Source organism: Vibrio sp. SCSIO 43136 (genome assembly GCF_023716565.1).
GTDB lineage: Bacteria > Pseudomonadota > Gammaproteobacteria > Enterobacterales > Vibrionaceae > Vibrio.
Genome location: NZ_CP071849.1, coordinates 44075 through 60710, shown reverse-complemented (window position 1 = coordinate 60710; position 16636 = coordinate 44075). Strand labels below are relative to the sequence as shown.

19 protein-coding genes and 1 pseudogene are annotated in these 16636 nt (G+C 46.0%); 11 read left to right on the top strand and 9 right to left on the bottom strand.

The annotated features are described in order from the left end of the window. Positions 1-65: 65 nt before the first annotated feature. Both J4N39_RS15160 and J4N39_RS15155 read left to right on the top strand, forming a co-directional pair. Positions 66-1916, top strand: a complete 1851-nt coding sequence (locus J4N39_RS15160) for an ABC transporter ATP-binding protein (RefSeq protein WP_252026900.1) — start codon at positions 66-68, stop codon at positions 1914-1916. Between the two features lie 275 nt (positions 1917-2191). Beyond that, complete coding sequence (locus J4N39_RS15155) at positions 2192-3220, top strand: Abi family protein (protein WP_252025428.1); 1029 nt, start codon at positions 2192-2194, stop codon at positions 3218-3220. A 208-nt stretch (positions 3221-3428) separates the two neighbouring features. Here the strand turns inward: J4N39_RS15155 and J4N39_RS23030 are convergent, their stop codons facing one another. Beyond that, positions 3429-3611: a hypothetical protein gene (locus J4N39_RS23030; RefSeq protein ID WP_353505615.1), complete on the bottom strand. Its 183-nt coding sequence runs from the start codon at positions 3609-3611 to the stop codon at positions 3429-3431. A gap of 267 nt (positions 3612-3878) precedes the next feature. On the opposite strand from J4N39_RS23030, the pseudogene J4N39_RS23065 reads away from it, so the two are divergent. The 4 genes and pseudogenes from J4N39_RS23065 to J4N39_RS15130 form a co-directional block, all read left to right on the top strand. Continuing rightward, positions 3879-3983: pseudogene (locus J4N39_RS23065) on the top strand (type II toxin-antitoxin system RelE/ParE family toxin); the annotation flags it as partial. Between the two features lie 95 nt (positions 3984-4078). After that, positions 4079-4204 carry a type II toxin-antitoxin system RelE/ParE family toxin gene (locus J4N39_RS23060; protein WP_252025426.1) on the top strand — a complete coding sequence of 42 codons (126 nt, stop codon included), beginning with the start codon at positions 4079-4081 and terminating at the stop codon, positions 4202-4204. Next, positions 4197-4475, top strand: coding sequence for a helix-turn-helix domain-containing protein (locus J4N39_RS15135; protein ID WP_252025423.1), 279 nt, complete (start codon positions 4197-4199; stop codon positions 4473-4475). The genes J4N39_RS23060 and J4N39_RS15135 overlap by 8 nt, the downstream gene beginning before the upstream one ends. Positions 4476-4610: 135 nt before the next feature. Further along, on the top strand, positions 4611-5240 hold the full coding sequence (locus tag J4N39_RS15130; RefSeq protein ID WP_252025421.1) for a GyrI-like domain-containing protein: 630 nt from the start codon (positions 4611-4613) through the stop codon (positions 5238-5240). A 36-nt stretch (positions 5241-5276) separates the two neighbouring features. Here the strand turns inward: J4N39_RS15130 and J4N39_RS15125 are convergent, their stop codons facing one another. After that, on the bottom strand, positions 5277-5708 hold the full coding sequence (locus J4N39_RS15125) for a MarR family winged helix-turn-helix transcriptional regulator (protein ID WP_252025419.1): 432 nt from the start codon (positions 5706-5708) through the stop codon (positions 5277-5279). Positions 5709-5808: 100 nt separating this feature from the next. Here J4N39_RS15125 and J4N39_RS15120 point away from each other — a divergent pair, with 100 nt between their 5' ends. Next, positions 5809-6312 (top strand): DUF2798 domain-containing protein, encoded by a 504-nt coding sequence (locus J4N39_RS15120; RefSeq protein ID WP_252025417.1) that lies wholly within the window; start codon positions 5809-5811, stop codon positions 6310-6312. Then, complete coding sequence (locus tag J4N39_RS15115) at positions 6312-7154, top strand: siderophore-interacting protein (protein WP_252025414.1); 843 nt, start codon at positions 6312-6314, stop codon at positions 7152-7154. Before J4N39_RS15120 ends, J4N39_RS15115 begins: the two co-directional genes overlap by 1 nt. Before the next feature lie 68 nt (positions 7155-7222). On the opposite strand, the gene J4N39_RS15110 is transcribed toward J4N39_RS15115, so the two are convergent. Further along, on the bottom strand, positions 7223-7582 hold the full coding sequence (locus J4N39_RS15110; protein ID WP_252025412.1) for an MmcQ/YjbR family DNA-binding protein: 360 nt from the start codon (positions 7580-7582) through the stop codon (positions 7223-7225). 34 nt (positions 7583-7616) lie between these two features. Continuing rightward, complete coding sequence (locus J4N39_RS15105; protein WP_252026898.1) at positions 7617-7913, bottom strand: ArsR/SmtB family transcription factor; 297 nt, start codon at positions 7911-7913, stop codon at positions 7617-7619. 242 nt (positions 7914-8155) lie between these two features. On the opposite strand from J4N39_RS15105, the gene J4N39_RS15100 reads away from it, so the two are divergent. Continuing rightward, positions 8156-9151 (top strand): permease, encoded by a 996-nt coding sequence (locus J4N39_RS15100; protein WP_252025410.1) that lies wholly within the window; start codon positions 8156-8158, stop codon positions 9149-9151. On the opposite strand, the gene J4N39_RS15095 is transcribed toward J4N39_RS15100, so the two are convergent. Next, positions 9148-10086 carry a GlxA family transcriptional regulator gene (locus tag J4N39_RS15095; RefSeq protein WP_252025408.1) on the bottom strand — a complete coding sequence of 313 codons (939 nt, stop codon included), beginning with the start codon at positions 10084-10086 and terminating at the stop codon, positions 9148-9150. The genes J4N39_RS15100 and J4N39_RS15095 overlap by 4 nt on opposite strands. Before the next feature lie 128 nt (positions 10087-10214). On the opposite strand from J4N39_RS15095, the gene J4N39_RS15090 reads away from it, so the two are divergent. After that, positions 10215-10730 (top strand): cysteine hydrolase family protein, encoded by a 516-nt coding sequence (locus J4N39_RS15090; protein ID WP_252025406.1) that lies wholly within the window; start codon positions 10215-10217, stop codon positions 10728-10730. An 11-nt stretch (positions 10731-10741) separates the two neighbouring features. On the opposite strand, the gene J4N39_RS15085 is transcribed toward J4N39_RS15090, so the two are convergent. Continuing rightward, positions 10742-11623: a LysR family transcriptional regulator gene (locus J4N39_RS15085; RefSeq protein WP_252025404.1), complete on the bottom strand. Its 882-nt coding sequence runs from the start codon at positions 11621-11623 to the stop codon at positions 10742-10744. A gap of 110 nt (positions 11624-11733) precedes the next feature. Here J4N39_RS15085 and J4N39_RS15080 point away from each other — a divergent pair, with 110 nt between their 5' ends. Continuing rightward, entirely contained in the window at positions 11734-12912 is a 1179-nt protein-coding gene (locus tag J4N39_RS15080; RefSeq protein ID WP_252025402.1) for an MFS transporter, read from the top strand. A gap of 60 nt (positions 12913-12972) precedes the next feature. On the opposite strand, the gene J4N39_RS15075 is transcribed toward J4N39_RS15080, so the two are convergent. The 3 genes from J4N39_RS15075 to J4N39_RS15065 form a co-directional block, all read right to left on the bottom strand. Beyond that, entirely contained in the window at positions 12973-13992 is a 1020-nt protein-coding gene (locus J4N39_RS15075; protein ID WP_252025400.1) for a GGDEF domain-containing protein, read from the bottom strand. A 210-nt stretch (positions 13993-14202) separates the two neighbouring features. Further along, entirely contained in the window at positions 14203-15678 is a 1476-nt protein-coding gene (locus J4N39_RS15070; RefSeq protein ID WP_252025398.1) for a methyl-accepting chemotaxis protein, read from the bottom strand. Next, positions 15678-16529 carry a transporter substrate-binding domain-containing protein gene (locus tag J4N39_RS15065; RefSeq protein ID WP_252025396.1) on the bottom strand — a complete coding sequence of 284 codons (852 nt, stop codon included), beginning with the start codon at positions 16527-16529 and terminating at the stop codon, positions 15678-15680. Before J4N39_RS15065 ends, J4N39_RS15070 begins: the two co-directional genes overlap by 1 nt. Positions 16530-16636 lie beyond the last annotated feature (107 nt).

The following is a 16636-nucleotide window of genomic DNA, read 5'->3' as shown; positions in this document are numbered from 1 at the left end:
TCCCAACTTTCGCACACTCCACCTAATAAGCCGTGGCAAGTTCATAATATCTAAGGAAAACTATGTTGTTTAAGAAGTTTGAAAGCTTCACTCAGGCATTTCCTGAGGAAGAACCCGGGCAACCACCTAAAGGCATTTTGGCCTTTTGTCGTCATTACACCCGTGGCTTTGAAAAACCGCTGATAGCCATGATGCTGATGAGCACGACGGTGGCGATCATCGAAGTGTCTCTGTTTGGCTTTATGGGTCAACTGGTCGACTGGCTAACTGCCAGCAACCCAGAAACCTTTTGGCAGGATAATAGCGATACTTTGATCCGTATCGGCGTCTTGCTGTTAGTTGTCATGCCTATTCTGGTCACCATCTATTCATTGATTGTGCATCAGACCTTGCTGGGCAACTACCCAATGTCGATTCGCTGGTTAGCACACCGCTACCTACTAAAACAAAGCGTCTCTTTCTATCAAGACGACTTTGCAGGAAGAGTCGCAACCAAGGTCATGCAGACGTCATTGGCGGTGCGTGAGACCGTCATGAAGACCTTTGATGTGTTCGTGTATGTCTCGGTCTACTTCACCTCAATGCTGGTGTTGCTAGCCCAAGCCGATATTCGTCTAATGATCCCGATGGTGTTCTGGCTAGTTGCTTACATTGGCATTCAGGTCTATTTCGTACCTAAATTGAAAAAGGTCGCTTCACAGCAAGCGGATGCACGTTCAACCATGACAGGCCGAATCGTTGATAGCTACACCAACATCACTACCGTCAAGTTGTTCGCCCATAGCCAGCGAGAGCTAGAGTACGCTGAAGAAGGCATGGATGAGTTCCTAGTGACGGTAAAACGCCAAATGCGTTTGGTTACAGGCTTTGACGTCTGCGTTGAGATCGCCAACTACATTCTTGTGTTTTCAGTGGCCGCTATCTCGATTTACCTATGGTCGATCAGTGCCATCAGTATTGGTGCGATTGCCATTGCGATCAGCCTTGCGCTCCGTATCAACGGCATGTCGATGTGGATCATGTGGGAAGTCGGTGCCCTATTTGAAAACATGGGTACTGTAGTCGATGGTATGGAAACACTATCGAAACCTGTAGCGATTGAAGACAAAAAAGACGCGAAACCAATCCAAGTACCTGCGGGTGGTATTGAGTTTAAAGACGTGAGTTTCCACTACGGTGAAAAAGATAAAGGGGTGATCAGTAATTTGAACCTCAATATCAAACCGGGTGAAAAAGTGGGGCTTGTAGGGCGCTCAGGAGCGGGTAAATCGACCCTAGTAAACCTATTGCTGCGCTTCCATGACGTTGAAAAAGGACAGATCTTAATTGATGGTCAAAACATCTCGGAAGTGACTCAAGACTCACTACGTGGCTCAATTGGTATGGTGACACAGGACACTTCCCTGCTGCATCGCTCGATTCGTGACAATATTTTGTACGGCAAGCCAGATGCGACAGAAGAAGACCTTCTGCGTGCCACCAAACAAGCTCACGCACATGAGTTCATCGAAACCTTAACTGACCCTCATGGCAACGGCGGTTACGATGCTCAAGTCGGCGAACGAGGCGTAAAACTCTCTGGCGGCCAACGTCAGCGTATCGCTATCTCGCGTGTACTGCTAAAAGATGCACCGCTATTGGTACTCGATGAAGCCACCTCTGCTCTGGATTCAGAAGTAGAAGCTGCGATCCAAGAGAGCCTAAACGAGCTAATGCAAGGCAAAACGGTTATCGCCATCGCCCACCGCCTATCAACGATTGCTGCGATGGATCGCTTGATTGTACTCGATGGCGGTCAGGTCGTTGAGCAAGGCACTCACCAAGAACTGGTGCAAAGCGGCGGAATTTATTCCCAGCTTTGGGCGCATCAGACCGGTGGGTTTATTGGTGAAGGGATGGTTGAGAAATCTGCTTAAGCTGAGATTATAAAGGACAATGGGCTGCTAGAGATAGCAGCCCATTTTTTTGTTTTAATACTTAAATCATACATTTTTCACCCTCAAATAACTTATAAGTTAGCTAGAGATAGAATGAATACCCCCTAGGAGCAAGAACAAGAGAAGATTGCTAGCTTCCTGTCAGCTCTCGATAAAAAGCTAGATCTAAGCAGTTCAGAATTAGTAACAGCCAAACAATAGAAAAAGGCTTACTGCAACAGATGTTTGTATAAATTCAAAGGACCCCCTCTTTAATGGCATATAACAAACCTTGGCACTCATACGAAGACATGGTGGTAAAGCTGCAAGAACGTGGCCTATCCATTACTGATGAAGACAAAGCCATCACTTACCTGTCTAGAATCGGTTACTACCGACTCAGTGGCTATTGGTACACCTTTCGCCAACTCAGTGGTCCTTGTTGCCCGCTAGAGAAGCCAAAGGGGAATAAAAAAGGTGGTACACGTCGCATCACACTGGAAGAGTTTAAACCCGGTGCCAAGTTTGAAGATGCGATTTATCTGTATGTGTTTGATAAAAAATTACGCTTGTTGGTACTCGATGCCCTTGAGCGCATCGAGATTGCTTTTCGGGTGGAAGTCGCACACCTGTTAGGGAAAAGGAATGCTTTTGCCTACTTGGATAAAGAGCAGTTTTTCCCTAAGTTTTCCCAGCAGATAAACCCAAAGACAGGCTTAACCGATCATCATGATTGGGTAAGCAAACAGGCAGGGCTGATTAATCGCTCTCGTGAAAAGTTTATTGAGCACAATAAGAAAAAGCACGGGTTGCCGTTGCCTATCTGGATTGCTTGTGAGGTCTGGGATTTTGGCGCACTTTCGCTACTCTACTCAGGCATGAAAGAGCAAGACCAAGATATCATTGCCAGTAAATTCGGCATGTCTAACGGCAGGGTATTAGCCAAGTGGCTGCGCTCACTCAACTACCTACGCAATGTTTGTGCTCATCATAGCAGGCTATGGAACCGCAATATTATTGATCAGCCAAATCTACCTGCGAGCACTGAGGTGCCTTGGGTCTCACATTTCGAAGGGAAAGGTTCTGACAGGCTAAGAGCTAGACCATTCATGCTATTTTGTATTGTTAAGCATTTGATGGATAACATTAATCCAAACTCAACATGGTGGATGAGGCTAACCGATCTAATGATCAATGAGTTTCCAGACATGACTCATATTGGACTAGATCTCAACAGCATGGGAGTTGTCGAAAGGTGGCAAAGCTTGTTTTCGACAACTGAAACCGCAGACGACAAGCAATAAAAAACCCCTAAGCGGTTCGCATCACAAGTGACGCTAACCGATAGGGGCCGTGTTGCCAATAATACTAGTTAACTAAGGTTAACAACGCAATGGTTATTTAGTAAGAATTCGAACGAGCACACAATCAGAGCACAACTTGAAAACCACCTAATCGCCCAGCTCACCGCAGCGCAGTTTGAGCCTGTGAAGATCCCCCGATACCACCGCATTAAAGGCCAACCTCAAACAGCAGCTGGAGCTGGCAAACGATCTCACCCTCTCTTCGCATGTGTTTGACAACGTGCTCATTCGCCTTGGTAAAGGCAGCATCTTTGATAAATCCAAACGCCTCAAACAGCGTGTTGAGGTGGTGCGAGATGATGGCAGCACTGACTACTTTATACTGATCCATGATTGGTGCATCTAGGACACTCACTGAGAGCTAGTGCAATGCGTTGGAATTTATTCCCAGCTTTGGGCGCATCAGACCGGTGGGTTTATTGGTGAAGGGATGGTTGAGAAATCTGCCTAAACTAAGGTTATACAGGACAACGGGCTGCTAGAGATAGCTGCCCTTTTTTTAGTTTTAATACTTAAATCGTACATTTTTCACCCACGAAAAACTTATCATATAGGATAAGTTTCAAATAGCGATTATAATACGTACGGATGCGAATAAATGACCTGGAACGTTGAGTTCTATGATGGAGTGGATCAAGAAATTCTCGCAATGCCTCCGAAAATCCAAGCAAGGATTCTTAGGCTACTCGAATTAATTGAGCAAAATGGAGCAAACCTTGGAGAACCTCATACCAAGTCTATGGGTAGTGTGGCCTGTTTGAGATCCGGGCAAAAGCCCAAGAAGGTATTGGTCGCGGATTGTTTTGTTACCTTGAAGGCAAAAACATTAAAGTGCTACATGCCTTTGTTAAGAAAAGCCAGAAAGCGCCTAAGAAAGACATCAAGTTAGCCAGAGATAGAATGAGAGAGGTAAAAAATGAGTAGTTTACAATCTCTAAAAGATAAAGCACTCGTCAACCCAGATGTAAAAGCTGAGTATGATGCGCTTGAACCAGAATTCGAACTGATCAGCATGTTACTCTCAATGCGGGAGTCTGCGGGGTTAACGCAAGCACAAGTAGCTGAAAGAATGGGAACAAAAGAATCTAACATCTCTCGGCTTGAAAAGGGAACTGGTAACCCTACTATTAAAACACTAGCAAAGTATGCAAAAGCATGTGGCTGTCAGTTGAACTTCGGATTTACCCATGCTTAGCAGAGCAGATAAGCACAACTCTTTATGCGCATAAAAATGTAAAACTTCACACTTTTGTGCGCACGTAAGTGAAGTTTGACCACCTCTGTTCCACCTGCCACACTACCCAAAATCGTCTTTCTATAAGTACTCCTCATGCAAAAACACGAGTGGCGCAAAGCCGAAAAATCCCTCTACCTACCAAAAGCCAAACCAGAATTGGTGGAAGTTGGTGAGATGAAGTTCATCACCATCAGTGGTGCGGGCAACCCGAATAGTCCTGAGTTTACCCAATATATTGAAGCGCTATACAGCATTGCGTATGCGATAAAGATGACGTTGAAAAAGAAGCAACCCGCACCTGTAGGTTATGTCGATTACACCGTGTACCCACTTGAAGGGGTGTGGGATATTACTGATGAGGCCAAAGCCAACTTTGATGGCACCATCAATAAAGATGACTTGGTATTTACCCTCATGATTCGCCAGCCAGACTTTGTGACTGAGGCGTTTTTTAGCGAAATGGTCACAATGACTAAGGCTAAAAAAGCCAACCCACTATTGGATGAAGTGCTGTTCTGCTCGATAACAGAAGGTCAATGCGTGCAGATGCTTCACCTTGGGCCTTTTGATGACGAGCCTGCCAGCTTTGCCAAGATGGAGGCATTTGCCGCTGAGCAGGGTTTAACTCGCCTCTCCAAGGTGCATAGAGAAATCTACCTATCAGACACTCGAAAAGTTGCCCCAGAGAAGCTCAAAACCACACTCAGGTTTTGCGTAGCTTAGACGCAACATAGGCAGCATGACTGCTGCCTATGTTAGCTAGATACCCTTTCCTAAGTTCGTCGCCATTTTTTGGGTAATGGCTTGAAATGCATCAAGCTCTTGCTCTGATAATCCCGATGTCATCTGCCCAATCACCTCTTGCTCAATCTCTTTAAAGCGAGCCATCTGTGCTTTTCCATTGTCGGTAATCACTAAAAACTGACTGCGTTTGTCTTCTGGATTTGGCTGCTTTTCAATCAGTTCAAGGTCAATCAATACCTTGAGTAACCTTGTCACCTGCGCCTTATCTCGACAGAGCACATTGACGATATCTACCGCCGTACAGGGTGCGTGTTTCTCGATGATTTTCATCGCTCGGATATGCATTGGCGCTAAATCTAAGTCGAGCTCTTCAACTTTTGCGTGCATGGTGCGTTTGAGTAAGTGCATAAAACCAAAGATGTTTTCTAAAGACTTCATATCTGACATAGATCTACCCTAAGAAATGTAGTTGACAACATCAACCAAATAACAATATAGTTGACATTATCAACTTAATTACAAGTTATTGCAACATTGGAGACGAGATATGACAACCCAATCAAACATTCAGCCGATGGTTGCACCACCAACACCACAAACGAGCAAAAACCCTTTGTGGCAAAAAGTTATGGTGATCGCATCCATGATGACCGTCATGGGCGGCACATTAACTGGGGTAATGACCTATATGAACCTAGGGTTTAGCGACAGCTTCTTCCAAGACTGGGCGACATCCTTTTTCACCACCACCATCTTCATGATGCCGATTGGCTTCACTATGATGAATTTAGTCAGCAAGTTGGTGAGCAAGTTCATGCCTAACAGCAGCGAGAAAAAAGTGAACCTGACTGTAGGTCTGATTATGGCCGTTATCATGGAATCATTGATGGCATTTTCCACCGCAGCAAACAATATTGGCTTTAATGATCTTGAACACTTCGTGACAAGTTGGGCACAAGCGTTTGCAGCAGCACTGCCTGTCGGGATAACATTAATGATTATCATTTCCATGACGATCAAACCTAAAATCGAGGAGTTTTTGAGAAGCTAATGACTATTAAAAATGCATTGAAAAACATCATCAAAGCTGGAGTTATGAAAATGAGCCCAAGTAAAGCACCTAAGCTACTTACCGTGATTAGCAAAGAAAACCTTAGTGAAAACTACATCCGCTTAACCCTCAGCTTTGAAAAGCACGACCAGTTTCCACCTGACTGCGCAGGACAGTACGTTAAGCTACTATTTACCCCACAAGGCAGCACCGACCTGAGCCAACTGTCGGAGGGTGAGCGCTCAATGATGCGCACCTACACCATACGTAGCTTTGATAGTACTAATAAACAGCTAACGATTGATTTCGTTAAACATACCCATGATAGCCAAGAGGTTGGTAGTGGGCTTGCGGGACAATGGGCGGCAACCGCTAATGTTGGTGATACCATCAATGTCGCAGGTCCCGGGCCACGTAAGCCGATCAATACCAAAGTAGAAACGGTAATTTACGCCGCAGACATGACGGCAATACCTGCGTTAGCAGCAGCCCTTGAAGACTTAACACCTGATGCCAAAGGACATGCATTTATTCAAGTCACCAGTGCATCGGACATTCAGCCGTTATCGGCACCAAAAGGCATTCAGATTGAGTGGGTAGTCAGCGAGCCTGCATCAGAAGATCTGTCACAGGCGATAGAAAAGCTGCCTAAACAAAACGGTAGCGCTGCAATATGGTGCGCTGCAGAGTTCAGTCAGATGCGTACTATCCGCCGTTATTTCTCACAGCAGTGGGACATTAGCAGAGACGCAAGTTACTTCAGCAGCTATTGGAAACTAGGGGTCACCGAAGACGGTCATAAAGTACTAAAAAGCCAAGATGCAAAAGAGTTTTCTAACTAATTCAAACGCTGCAATGCCTGCCTAACCAACACAGTTACGCAGGCATTTTGGTTAATTGAGGTGATGCTCTATGCTTGGTCAGCAAGCTCTTGTTTTGCAGCCTTGGTTAGTCCCTTAACTACCAGTTGGTATGAGTTTTCAATCAAGTCTTGAAGCATGGACTCACCAATTTCATCGACTAAAGAAATTGTGACCCAGTGGCGCTTGTTCATATAGTAGCCTGGGATAATTGCTTCAAACTCTTCCACTAATACTTCCACATCGGCAGGTTTTGCTTTTAAGGTAATTCGCTGGGGGGAGTCCCCTTCTGCGAGCAAGGCAAACATCTTGCCCATGACTTTATACACTCTTGCCTCGGGACCAAAAGGATAGCTTGCTTCACTGCCTTTACAGCGCTCTAAAAATGACTCAACTTGATTAATATCCATCTACTTCATTCCTTCGATAATAGGGCGTCTTGACCTAATCGCATTGCTCATCGATACAGCATTGGTCTTGAAGAAAGTCTATCACTTTATCTAATTGCTGGTACTCAGCGACACAATAAAGCGTGCGCCCTTCTCGACGCTGAGAAAGTAACCCCGCCGATGAAAGATTGGAGATATGATGCGACAGCGTCGAGCCGGGAATTCCAAGTTCCTGCTGCAAACCACCTACAGCAACGCCTTGGTGCCCGGCCTTAACGACCGCTTTGTAGATAGATAGACGAGTTGGATGACCAAGCTCTTTCAGTGCTTTGGCGACGGCTTCAAGTTCCAGCATGGTTAGGCAGATTCTCATTAGTTCGATACTTTCAGAAATATAACCAACTGATGGGTGTATTGAAAGCTCAGTGACGTTTAGCGAGCTTGTTGCCGCTTGGTATTCCAATAGGATAAATTTTTACTTCCTAATTTTCATAAACTTAGTATTTATTTCCATTTTTATCGAAATAAAACACTTGCGCCTCACCTTACATTTCTATATTTTTCGAAATATAGAAATTAATCTGGAGAAAAATCATGAACCCAACCTGGCTCGAAATGGGTAAAGAAGCCCTAGATATGTTTATCTTTTTGGCCGCTGAACTGACTATTCTATTTTTAGTGATCAGTTATCTGGTCGGTGTGCTGCAAAGCTATGTAACACCAGAAAAGATCCAAGCGATCCTGAGTTCTAAGAATGGGCGAGGCTACTGGATAGCGGCGCTATTGGGATCAATCACACCATTTTGCTCCTGTTCGACGATCCCATTCCTAAAAGGTTTATTGCGTGCCCGAGCTGGGTTTGGACCTATGATGGTTTTTTTGTTTGCCAGCCCCCTACTTAACCCGATTGTCATTGGCCTTTTTGTCGTGACCTTTGGCTGGCAAGTGGCACTTTTTTATTTCATGGTATCCATGGGAGTATCAGTTACAGCAGGCTACGTGCTGGAGAAACTGGGATTTGAGCGTTACGTCAAAGAAGAGGCTTATCAAAGCACTCAAGCATCTGGCTGCTCATCACAGCCCAAAGTGGAAACAAGCAGCTGCTGCAACGAAGCGGCTCCTAAAGAAGTTGAAGTAAGTTGCTGCGCAGATTCGACCATGACCCTGACAGCCAAAACACCTAGTCGTTGGCTAACAATCTGGCAAACCACTTGGGCGGATTTCAAGCAAGTACTGCCCTATCTATTGCTAGGGGTCTCTATTGGTGCGTTTATCTATGGATTTATCCCTACTGAGTTTATTGCCGAATATGCCGGTGCTGACAAATGGTATGCCATACCACTGGCTGCGGTGATTGGTATCCCACTATACATTCGAGCCGTTGCCGTGATCCCTCTCAGTGCTGCTCTAGTACAAAAAGGCATGGCGCTTGGTTCCGTGATGGCTCTGATCATCGGCAGTGCTGGTGCCAGTTTAACCGAGGTGATTTTGCTTAAATCTATCTTCAAAACACCGATGATCATTGCCTTTGTTAGCGTCGTGCTGTCGATGGCGATTGGTGCAGGTGTGCTGTATAGCGTAATTTTCTAATCTATTTGGGGCTCTCGGCTAAAGCGCATTCGGAACGCTTTGGGTGATAGCCCCATCAGCTTGGTAAACACTTTTCGACACGCACTCACATCCTCATAGCCCACCAGCATTGCGATTCGTTCAAACGAATCGTTACTGCTTTCCAATAGATCACAAGCTTTTTGCACACGAAGCTGCTGAATATAAGCATTGGGATTGAATCCCGTCGCTTTGAGAAAACGGCGCTGAAAGGTGCGTTCCGTCAGGTTGGCTCGACTGGCAAGCTCGCTTACCACCAGAACTTGGGCATAGTGTTGATTGACGTATTGCTGAGATTGCAATATCGGTTTATCGCCATGATTAACATTAGGCAAAAATTGGCGGTAATAACGCTGCTCTCTTGGCGCAGTGTCAATGACCAGTATCTTGCCAAGTTGACGCATCACGCTAAGCGATGCGTAGCGGCAAACCAGTTCTAAGCCCAAATCCAACCACGACATCAATCCACCCGCGGTGATCACATCACCATGATCGATCAAGATCTCTCGGGTATCTAACGGCGTGTCACGAAAATGGGATTGAAACAGTTCTGCCAGCCCCCAATGGGTGGTGACACATCGCTTAGCCACCACGCCGCTGGCATTAAGAATAAAGGCTCCAGCGCACGCAGAGGCTACCGTAGCCCCTGCTTGATGTTGCTGCCTAAGCCACTCCAATAATTTGCTGGGCGGGTTTAAATAGTGTTGCTCATCGCCACTGGGTGGCAGCAAAACGATGTGCTGGCTTTCCGAAGGCAGCGATTCTGTCCTATAGATCTGAGGCTCAAACCTGACAGCAAGGTTTTGCTCGTCGCAGGCTCGATTAGCCATGCTAAACAGCTCCTCTAAACCATATACCGCTGAGTTTAGTGCCCCCGGATATTGGCAAATCGCAACCTTGATGAATTGGGTATCCATTTTACCTTTGTCGTTTTTAGCCCGATAAATGTCATTTTAGACTCTGAGCAAACCAAACGACAAGTCGCATAATAACCCCATCGACACAACAACCTGTTCAATCAAAGCAATATTCAAAGGATTTACTTATGAGCAAAGCACTTCTTGTCATCGACCTACAAAATGATTACTTCCCAGCGGGCCAGTTCCCACTTTGGAACACTGAGCAAACACTCAGCAACATTAAACAGGCGATCGCCAAAGCCGACCAACAAGGTATTCCTGTTATCCATATTCAGCACATTGCTGACCCTGCGATGGGCATCTCTCCATTTTTTAACGAAGGTACCGAAGGGGCAGAAATTCACCCAGAGATCATGGCAGCAGCCCCAAATGGGACGGTGGTAATCAAGACCTTTGCCGATAGTTTTGAAAAGACAACGCTAGAAGAAACCCTCACAGAGAAAGGCATTACCGAACTGTTAGTGTGCGGGATGATGACTCAAAACTGTGTCACTCACACAGCGATCTCACCAGCGGCTGAAAAGTATGAGGTATCTATCCTAGCAGACTGCTGCACAACAGTGGATGAGATGATCCATAACATTGCACTGCACGCTGTTTCGACACGTGTGCCTTTAGTTGGATTCGAACAAGCGCTGTAATCGCCCTTCGACTACAAACGCAATCTCGGATGGATAAAATCAATAAACGCCGAGATTCGTTTGGCCAATGCTGACGACTTATAGAACACCGCATTGACGTTCTCTCGCCCAGTGTCGGTGTTCACTTGATCGCTAAATAGACTCACCAGAGCACCTGATTCCAAATCCTCTTTAAGCATGAACTCGGACAAGCAAGCAATGCCATTACCCGCAAGCGCCAACTGACGCACGGTTTCTCCATTACTAGAAATCATGGTGGGGGTAATGCTGCCTATCTCAGGTAGAGGCCATTGATTGAGCGTTTTCGCCCCCGAAAACCCAAGCAATTGATGCTGGGTTATTTGTGAGATCTTTTGTGGCACCCCGCATCGCTTTAGATAAGCTGGAGAGGCAACGATGTGCAAGCGGCTTTTTCCCAACGGCCTTGCATGCAGTGTCGAATCGCTCAACCGACCAATCCGAATCGCCACATCGGTACGTTTCTCTAGTAGATCTACGATCCCTTCATTAGAGGTCAGCTCTAGCTCAATATCTGGGTATTCATGCTTAAACTCCTGCATCAAGGGCACGAGTTGATGGATGAGGAAAGGGCTGACTGCGTCAACTCGGAGTTTACCTTTGGGTTTGGCATCTTGTTCCACTAGCGTTTGCTCAGCTTGCTCTAACAGCAATAGACCTTGCCGCACTGAGTCCACGAACTGTGCGCCTTCGTCAGTTAACTCTACTCGACGTGTGGTGCGATTGAGCAGTGAAGTCCCAAGTTGCTGCTCAATACGAGTCACCGCTCGCGACACTCTCGCAACTTGAATATCTAACGCCTGTGCGGCCGAAGAAAAACCGCCAGTATCCACCACCGCCAAGAGCACTTCTAAATCATCTGAACGGGTCAGCATGCCCCCTCCATTTTTGTCAAATCAACAAAAGTTATTTGCCAATCATACTGTTTTTAACAATGAAATTTCTACCGATAATAGCCCGCATTCCAACCTTGAGAGAATTTATTATGCCATTAGCTTTGCTCGCACTGACGCTCAGCGCTTTTGCTATCGGAACCACCGAATTTGTTATCGTTGGCCTGTTGCCAACTATGGCTGCAGACCTTAACGTTTCACTGCCCTCTGCTGGTTTGCTGGTCAGCCTATATGCCCTAGGTGTCGCCATTGGTGCACCTGTACTCACTGCCCTAACAGGGAACTGGCCACGCAAGAAAGTGCTGCTATCTGTCATGGCCCTGTTTGTGGCTGGTAACCTGTTAGCTTGGCAAGCCCCTAGCTACTCGACACTTGTGATGGCGAGAATACTCACCGGTCTAGCACACGGGGTGTTTTTCTCTATTGGCTCGACGATTGCGACTGGGCTAGTGAGTAAAGACAAAGCGGCAAGTGCCATTGCTATCATGTTCACGGGGTTAACTGTTGCGCTGGTGACAGGCGTACCACTAGGCACCTATATCGGTCAGACATTTGGCTGGCAGGCGACATTCTTAACCGTCGCAGTGTTAGGGCTTATCGCTTTAATCGGCAGTGCTTGGCTAGTCCCTGCAAACTTAAAACAACCACCAGCGACTAAGCTCAGTGCTCAGCTAAAGGTCTTGACCCACCCTCGTTTACTCTTAGTTTATGCCATTACAGCACTCGGCTACGGCGGCACGTTCACTGCGTTTACTTTCCTCGCCCCTATCTTGCAACAAGTGAGTGGCTTTGGAGAGAGCACGATTGGACTTATCATGCTGGTGTATGGTGTTTCGGTGGCCGTCGGCAATATCTGGGGTGGAAAAATGGCCGATAAACTTGGGCCAGTAAAAGCACTAAAAATTATCTTTGTCGGCCTAGCCAGTATCTTATTGGTATTCAATGTAGCCGCTTACCACCCAGTCAGTGCGGTATTGACCATCTTGATTTGGGGTGCGTTTGCCTTTGGTAATGTGCCAGGCCTGCAAGTGTATGTGGTTTCTTTAGCTGAGAAATATGTACCCGATGCGGTTGACGTCGCCTCTGGCCTCAATATCGCAGCATTCAATGTGGGTATTGCCCTAGGCGCATGGGGTGGCGGTGAGATTGTTGCAAGCTCTGGCGTTATGAATACGCCGTGGGCGGGTGCTTTGATTGTTGTTGGTGCTTTGCTACTCACCTATCTAAGTGGCATGCTTGATAAACGCCAAACGAATAAAGCGTTTGCTTAAAGTAAAACTAATAATAAAACAAAGCCGACCTTATGGTCGGCTTTGTCGTATCTAATATGTCTATATCGGCAACACTCGATTTCGTCCCAGACGCTTAGCTTCGTAGAGCTGAATATCGGCTCTGTCGACCAAGTCATGGGCGGTTTCATCGGGTTGGAACTCAGCAACACCAAAAGAGGCAGTGATCGACTCTACCTGTTTACCCGTTCGTTTATCACGGATCTTGAGCTTCTCAAGACTGGTGCGCACGGATTCTGCAAATCGAATCGCCAAACGAAGCTGCTTATTTGGGCAGATCAACGCAAACTCTTCGCCACCAAAACGATAGGCCGCAATGCCTTCACGGCAACTGGTTTGCAATCTTTTCGCTATCGACTTAATCACCATATCGCCAAACAGGTGACCAAATTGATCGTTGTAATTCTTGAAGTGATCGATATCGAGTAGGATCAAACTAAACGGCTCGCCCGACGCAGTGTAAGCTTCCATGTCTTTATCGAAAGCACGGCGATTCATCAAGCTAGACAATCCATCATATAAGGAGTCTTGCTGAACCTTTTCTAGTTTCTCTTTTAGCTGCTCGATTTCACTGCTGGCGGTGTTGAGTTGGTTGTTCAAAAATTGGGTTGTGTGGCGAATATCTTTCGATTCCACCAAAAGCTTGCGAACTAACCCCATCACCTCTTCGAAAGATAAACCGTCATCTTCCATGCGTTCAAGGCTGCCAAAACTCTTGTCCATTTGGTTCTGGAAGGCGCTGGTGTTATTCAATGTGTCATTCATTGAATGACCCACTTCACTCAGCAGGCGCTCCAAACTTAGGCGCATGTGAGCGACATCCGTTTCTGTTTTTTGAGCAACATGGGTACGGTACAGAGCGTCTGTCTGCGCTGATGGGCAAATACCGAACTCATCAATCACTTGGTCTAAGTCGCGGTTAAGTTCAGGCAAAGTATTATCAACATAGGTGTACCACAGAGCGTAGTTGCTCGGTGTTGTAGGCACCTGATTTTTGATCATTAGCGGGACTGCTTTGCGCAGGTTTTCCGTAGCCTTCTGAAATTCTTCTTTTTTACTCATTTAGTATCTCAACGATTCAGCCAGAATGACTATGCTGTCATTTAAGGTTAGCCGAAGATTATTGACTGTGTGAGAGTCAGCTCATTAGTAAGCTGATCTTTTTTTATTCTAAGTCGAATCTCTCTTTACTGCGACCCATAAATGTAAGTTTACAGTGTAAATATGATCCGTATTTCAACAAAAAGCCCCACATTGCTGTGGGGCTAAGGCTTAATACTTAAAGCGAGCGATTTGTGAAGTGAGCTGACCGCCGATATCAATCAACTGATTAACCACCTGCTCAGTGTGCGAGCTTTCTTGTTCAAGCTGCTCTGCACCTGACTTGAGCTGGGCCATGTCGTTACTTACCAATTGAGTCACGTTGGATTGCTCTTCACACGCACTAGAAATCATGATCACCATGTCGTTGATACCGGTCATCTCAGAACTGATCTGCTCAAGCGCCACACCCGTTTGCTGCGCTTGGTCAATGGTCTCACCCACCATCGACTTACTTGCTTGAGTCGCTTTATGCGACGCTTCAGCACGTTTTTGTAGCTCTTCGATAATGGTTTCAATTTCTGTGGTGGAGTCGTGTGTCTTACTTGCCAGTGCACGAACTTCATCCGCTACCACTGCAAAGCCTCGACCACTCTCACCTGCACGTGCGGCTTCGATTGCTGCGTTAAGTGCCAGAAGGTTGGTTTGCTCAGCGATACCTTTAATCACGTCAAGTACGCTACCGATGTTGTCACTGGTATCTTTCAAGCTCGCCACTTCTTCGGTAGCAATTTCAAGGTTATCCACGAGTGAGCGAATATTGTTGATGTTTGCTTCGATAGATGCTTTGCTCTTATCTGCCACGTCACAAGCTTGGTTCGCTTTTTGCACCGTTGATTCCGTGCTCTGAGCGATCTCTTGCGTCGCAACATCTAGGTGCTCAATGTTGGTTGCTGAACTCGAAGTAAGCTCCATCTGAGTTGCATTTGAGCGGCGAGCATTCTCAACGATGCTGCTCACGCTCGCAGACGCTTTATCCAGCGATTCAGAGGCAACACTCATGTCCTTGATGATGTTTTGAATGGTTTCAATAAAGGCATTGAAGCGCCCAGACAACTGGCCAATCTCATCTTGAGTTTCGACCGGAATACGTGCAGTCAAGTCACCACCACCAGAAGCAATATCACCCAATACTGAGTTCACTTTCTGAAGAGGTTGTAGAACCAACTTTTGCAACACCGAAACCAACACGATGACTGCCAGTGCGATCGTTGCCAACACAGATAACACCGATTGCATTAACAGCTGATCCAGCGTTTTTTGCATCGCTAGGTGAGAAATACCTACTTTAACTTCACCAATAGGTTTGCCTTCCCAAGCCAGTGGCACTGTAAAGCTATCATCCGCTGCAGTGCTTGAGTTGGTTTGGCCCAACGATTGGCCACGGTGGTCAACAACACTGATGTCCGCAACCATGGAGTTGGAGTTAAATGACTCGATGATTGATTGAATAATGTCTTTGTCATAAACGTAGACAGGCTCTTGCAGAATAACTTCCAGCTGCTTAGACAAGTTTTGCTGGTCTTGGGCAAACTCTTGCTGCAACTCATCCCCGTTACTCCAATAAAGCGTGGCAGAAATAATCGCTCCAACCACAAGCAGAAGCACCGTTAATACGGATAAAATTTTGGCGGTTATACTTTTCATTATTTTTCACCTTGAAGTGGATCAAACCAGAATTTTGCTGGGATTTGTTTAGAGCGTTCGGTTAAATAAGGGTTATCTAGGTCGAAAATGACTCGCTTTTCAAGGCCCGCCAGTTTCAAAGACTCAGAAACTTGTGGATCATTAAAAAACAGCTGGTTGTAAGTGCCGTCTTCAAACATCTCCAACAAGATTTGATAAAAGTGTTCCGCTAGCTCTGGGTTGTTTTTTGCTGTAAAGAAATAAAATGGCATGCGATAACGCACGATAACGTGCTTATCCACGACGAGATTTAGATCCTTGTGGTTTTCCACCTCGGTAAAAGGTTCAAATACCCCACGTGGGAAGTAATCACAACGATCACCTTCTAGCATTGGAAACAGGTTCGGGTATTTCAAACTCTTCGCAATCTTGATGCCATTGGCTTCAAGAATGAAGGTATCTGGCCACGCTTTTCCCTGACAAGCAACAAACTGCTGCATCCGGTTAAAGCTATTTACACCACTGAAAATATTACTGTTTTGAGCTTTTACGATCGGCAAACGCATGCCAAGCAAACCACGATAGATCGGAAAATAGATCGCCGTATGCGCCGCTTCTAAATCTTTAGAACCTGCGACATACGCAATATCGAGTTGTCCGCTATCAAGGTCAGCCATCATTTTAGCGGTGTTGGGGTCCCCATCCTGACCATAGAGATGTTTTATGCTGTCGAAGCGATCACTGCGTTTGACGAGCTCTTCAAACACGTATTGCATCAACTTTTCTTCTCCAGGTTTACCAGGCACTACTAAAGGTTTAGCCAAAACAGACGTACTTAAGCAAGCGGCTAAAAGGGTAGTGAGTAATTTCATTGTTCTTCCTGTTAAACAATTTTATGCACCTATAGTTTCGACCAATAATCAGCAGACTGTAATAAAAACTTCCAATTAAATTACTAAAAGGTTATTTGGCGTACAAA